Here is a 4639-nt window from a genome sequence, read left to right as displayed (position 1 = left end):
TAATTTAGGGGAACGATTATTAGTAGTCACTACATTTTCATTCCCCTTTGTGTCTTCAAGTCATGATGGTTAGTAAGTTAGTGCCGGGGACGGATATTTTTGCAGCCCATTATTTACCAGATCACCTCTTGATAAAAAAACCGTCCTATAACCTTTGGTGAAGCTCAACAAATTCCAACAATGCCCCTTCAATGGCTCTGTTATCCTCTGTGGCTATTGATTCTTTCGTTTTGTTCATATCCTGTACCTTTCCATTATTAATGGATACTAACTTATTGCTAATTTTGCCAATAAGTTAATGCCAAGGATAGATAGTTTTCTTTACTAATGGAAGGTATTTGTTATATAATAAAATCTGCAATTTATAACAGATAAGTATAGGAGGAATAGAATGGAGTTTACATGGTTTACACTTGCAATAGCTGCAACATTTTGCTGGGGATTATCCGATGTATTTTTTAAGAAGGGGACAGACCCTAATGATAAATATGGTCATTTAAGAATATTGATAATGATAGGCTTAATGATGGGTATTCATGCAGTGATAGAGCTGCAAAAAATAAATTTGCAGTATGATATAAAAAGCATTTTCGGCTATTTTCCAGTGTCTTTTTTATATATCTTGTCCATGGCTATAGATTTTTATGGATACAGATATCTATTGATATCTGTAGGGTCACCAGTTGCTAGTACCTCTGGAGCCATAGCAGGGATATTATCCTTTAAAGTATTGGGTAAAACTATGTCTGGTTGGCAGTTTTTTGCAGTAAGTTTAATTACACTAGGTTTAATATTGTTGGCTGTTTTAGAAGGAAAAGAGGCAGAAAGGGAAAGTTTAATAAACTCGGAACAAGTAGATAAGGAAAACAAAATGGGAGCAGTTGCATTATTATTCCCTATATCCTATGCCCTTTTAGATGGAGTAGGGACATTTTTAGATGATGTATACTTAAGCAAATATTTTACACCGGAGGAAGCGCTGATCTCCTTTGAATTAACATTTTGTATTGTAGCTTTAGTATCCTTATTTTATATAATAGTAGTTAAGAAACAAGGGTACAAGCTAGTAGATGAAAAATACAATATCTATGGTGGCATATTTGAAACAGCAGGACAATTTTTTTATGTATATGCTCTAAACTCTAATTCAGTAGTTGCAGCACCCTTGATGTCAGTAGATAGTATAGTAGCTGTTATTTTTGGAAGGATTTATCTAAAGGAAAAGCTTACTAAGAAGCAATATTTCACCATAATTATGATAAGTATAGGTGTGTTTATATTAGGATTTTATGAATAAGTTCACACGAAAATGATTTATCTAATAGGCTCCTCCTCTTCTTGGCCTGTTTTTAAGATATCTATTTAAAAGTAGTTATAAATATCTTCAACATAATTTAGGGGAACGATTATTAGTATTCACTACATTTTCATTCCCCTTTGTGTCTTCAAGTCATGATGGTTAGTAAGTTAGTGCCGGGGACGGATATTTTTTATACTATCCCAAATAATCTTGCCCCTTGAGTGACAGTAAAGCATAGGAGGATTCCAGTAATTGTTGGTACAAGAAAGGATATCCAAGCCCATTTCCAGCTTTGAGTTTCTTTTCGGATAGTTAATAGGGTAGTACCACAAGGCCAGTGATTTAGTGCAAACAACATGGTACAAGTAGCCGTCAGCCAAGTCCAGCCATTGTCTACAAATAGTTTTTTCATTTCAGCTAAGCTGTCTAACTCTAGCATAGACCCTTTAGACATATAGCTCATTATCAGAATGGGAATGACTATTTCATTGGCTGGTAATCCTAATATAAATGCCATCAAGATATAACCATCTATTCCCAATAGTTGGGCAAATGGATCTAAAAATTGAGCGCAATGAGTTAACAAGCTTGCATCATTGATCATTATATTAGCCATGGCCCAGATGAGCAAACCAGCAGGAGCAGCTACCACAACTGCCCGACCTAATACAAACAATGTACGATCGAATATGGAATGAACTATGATCCTACCTACTTTAGGTTTTCTATAAGGGGGCAATTCTAAGGTAAAGGAAGAAGGTAATCCTTTTAATATAGTCTTAGACAATAATTTAGATATAAATAGAGTAATTGCAACCCCTAATAAGATAGCAACCAATACGGATAGGGTAGCTATTAAAGAGCTGAGGATGCCAGTAGAACTTGCAATGAATATACTAGCCAGGGAGATCAATATGGGGAAACGTCCATTGCAAGGGACGAAGTTGTTTGTAATAATGGCAATTAACCGCTCTCTTGGAGAATCAATAATTCTACATGAAATGATTCCAGCTGCATTACACCCAAACCCCATACACATGGTTAAAGCTTGCTTGCCATGAGCACCTGCTTTTTTAAAAAAATAATCCAAATTGAAGGCTACCCTAGGTAAGTAGCCTAGGTCTTCCAACAAGGTGAATAATGGGAAAAATATTGCCATTGGTGGTAGCATTACCGATATAACCCATGCTAATGTACGATATACCCCTAATACTAGGCTATCATGCAGCCAATTAGGAGCTCCTACAAGTCGAAAAAAGCTACTTAATTTAGCTTCTATCCAAAACAAACCCTTGGCTAATATATCGGAAGGAATATTAGCTCCTTCAATAGTAATCCAAAATACGAGACCTAAAAGACCAATCATAATAGGGATACCAAATAATCTAGAAGTTAAAATACTATCTATTTTATGATCTAATTTATTATGATTTTCATCTGGTAAGGTAACCACTTCTTTGCTAACCTTTTCTCCAGTTTTTACAATGCTATATACTATATGATCCCTTAAATCCTTTGATTCAGCATATTTATTTTTAATATGAAGGGGAACATCCTCTAATTTATTATTTATAAGTTCATCCCTAGATAGATCGAAGCCAATGTAATTATCTATCGATTTTATCAGCTCATCATCTCCATCAATTAAACGAAGGCTAACCCATCTATTATTAACCCTATCTCTTATTAAATTATTAATATGAGGCTCCATCTGTTTTATTGTATCTTCAAGAACCTTGCCGTAATCTACTTTTATAGGATTAGTTTGGATTTCCCCACTAGCAACTTTTTCTATTGTATCCTTCAATTCTTCTAATCCTTCACCATTTCTAGCAGCAGTTCCTACCACAGGAACTCCCAATAGTTTTTCTAAATTGTATAGATCTATATCAATATTTTTTCTTTTAGCTTCATCCAAAAGGTTTACACATACAACTACTCTGTCTGTAATTTCCATTATTTGAAGGACTAAATTGAGATTCCTTTCCAAAGAAGTAGCATCTGTTACCACTACTGTGGCATGGGGATTACCAAAACAGATAAAATCCCTAGCTATTTGTTCTTCTACCGAGTTGGCCAATAGAGAATAGGTACCTGGCAAATCCACTAAAACATACTGTTTATCCCCATGTGTATATTTGCCTTGAGCATTAGAAACGGTTTTACCAGGCCAGTTGCCCGTATGTTGATTAAGGCCTGTAAGGCTATTAAATACGGTACTTTTTCCCGTGTTTGGATTGCCTGCTAATGCGATTACTATATCGTCAGGGGATTCTAGCTCTACCTCAAACATTTCTTTTAGAGCACCTATACCTGTAGATTGGTTTGTTAGGCCCATTAATAGCACCTCCCCTTTTATTGGTGAATTAACTCAACTAGGATTTGGGATGATTCTTCAGAGCGTAATGCAATGACTGCTCCCCTAATTTCATAGGCTACCGGGTCTCCAGCAGGACTTTTTATTAGTGATTTAATGGTTGTATCATGGATAAGGCCTAAGTCTAGCATCCTTCTACGAGTAGATCCATCTGAAACAAGCTGTTTAACTTTACTTTGGGAACCAATAGGCAATTGATTTAATGTAAGAAAATTTTTTTCCATAAGAAAACCTCCATTTTATTTATTTTTTATGATTCTATTACATAAGTTAGTCATGGGAAACTTTTTAACTAAAGCTAATAATCAAGATATGCTATAAGGATTGTATATGTGACATTTAAAATAAAATTTAGGAGGGCGGGTATTTGAAAAAGAAGGATGAGTTTTATACAGTTCGTGGTTACAAGATGATAAATGCAGAAAAAAAGCTATTAACATTTAGTATGGAAGATTATTTGGAGATGATCTATCGAATATGCAAAGAAGAAGGCTATGTACGGATAAGTCAACTGGCAAAAAACTTAAATGTTCGTCCATCATCAGCAACTAAGACGGTTCAGAAGTTAAGGGAGCTGGAAATGGTGGATTATCAAAAATATGGTATAATTCAACTTACAGAGGAAGGAGAGAAATTTGGAAAGTTTCTTCTGAAAAGACACAATATAATAGAAGAGTTTTTAAAAAATATAGGCACGGAAGATACTAGGCTTGAGGATACGGAGATGATAGAACACAGTGTAAGCCTTAGCACCTTAAGAAATATATACATACTGAATATATTTTTGTTAGAGAATCCTGATATTATGAAAAAATTTGAAAACTTTAAGCAAAACTATACAAGAGATGATTATTTTAAAGTTGAATAAGTTCACACGAAAATGATTTAGTTAGTAGGCTCCTCTTTAATAGATCCCACCTTCTTCTTTACTTCTTATGAATAATCTATCCCTTGTTTTTTGA

General features: G+C 34.6%; 4 protein-coding genes. 2 read left to right on the top strand and 2 right to left on the bottom strand.

Annotated features, from left to right (window positions below; genetic code table 11):
* Window positions 1–391 precede the first annotated feature (391 nt).
* A complete protein-coding gene (locus tag C3E88_RS11880; protein WP_236910401.1) occupies window positions 392–1297 on the top strand; it encodes a DMT family transporter in 906 nt (301 codons plus the stop codon).
* A 193-nt stretch (window positions 1298–1490) separates the two neighbouring features.
* On the opposite strand, the gene feoB is transcribed toward C3E88_RS11880, so the two are convergent.
* Together feoB and C3E88_RS11870 are read right to left on the bottom strand one after the other, a co-directional pair.
* Complete coding sequence (feoB, locus tag C3E88_RS11875; protein ID WP_236910400.1) at window positions 1491–3638, bottom strand: ferrous iron transport protein B; 2148 nt, start codon at window positions 3636–3638, stop codon at window positions 1491–1493.
* A gap of 17 nt (window positions 3639–3655) precedes the next feature.
* Entirely contained in the window at window positions 3656–3901 is a 246-nt protein-coding gene (locus C3E88_RS11870; RefSeq protein ID WP_236910399.1) for a FeoA family protein, read from the bottom strand.
* Window positions 3902–4044: 143 nt separating this feature from the next.
* Between C3E88_RS11870 and C3E88_RS11865 the strand changes: the two genes are divergently transcribed.
* A complete protein-coding gene (locus C3E88_RS11865; protein ID WP_236910398.1) occupies window positions 4045–4545 on the top strand; it encodes a metal-dependent transcriptional regulator in 501 nt (166 codons plus the stop codon).
* Window positions 4546–4639: the final 94 nt, after the last annotated feature.

The sequence above is a fragment of the Clostridium sp. Cult3 genome, assembly GCF_021655115.1.
Classification (GTDB): Bacteria; Bacillota; Clostridia; order Tissierellales; family Tepidimicrobiaceae; genus PPXY01.
Note: the sequence above shows the minus strand (reverse complement) of the source record. Positions and strands in the feature narration are given on the sequence as shown.

Bases quoted from the DNA above. Each gene is read 5' to 3' on its own strand.
- C3E88_RS11880 (WP_236910401.1), top strand. From the start codon at position 392: ATGGAGTTTACATGGTTTACACTTGCAATAGCTGCAACATTTTGCTGG.
- feoB (WP_236910400.1), bottom strand. From the start codon at position 3,638: ATGGGCCTAACAAACCAATCTACAGGTATAGGTGCTCTAAAAGAAATG.
- C3E88_RS11870 (WP_236910399.1), bottom strand. From the start codon at position 3,901: ATGGAAAAAAATTTTCTTACATTAAATCAATTGCCTATTGGTTCCCAA.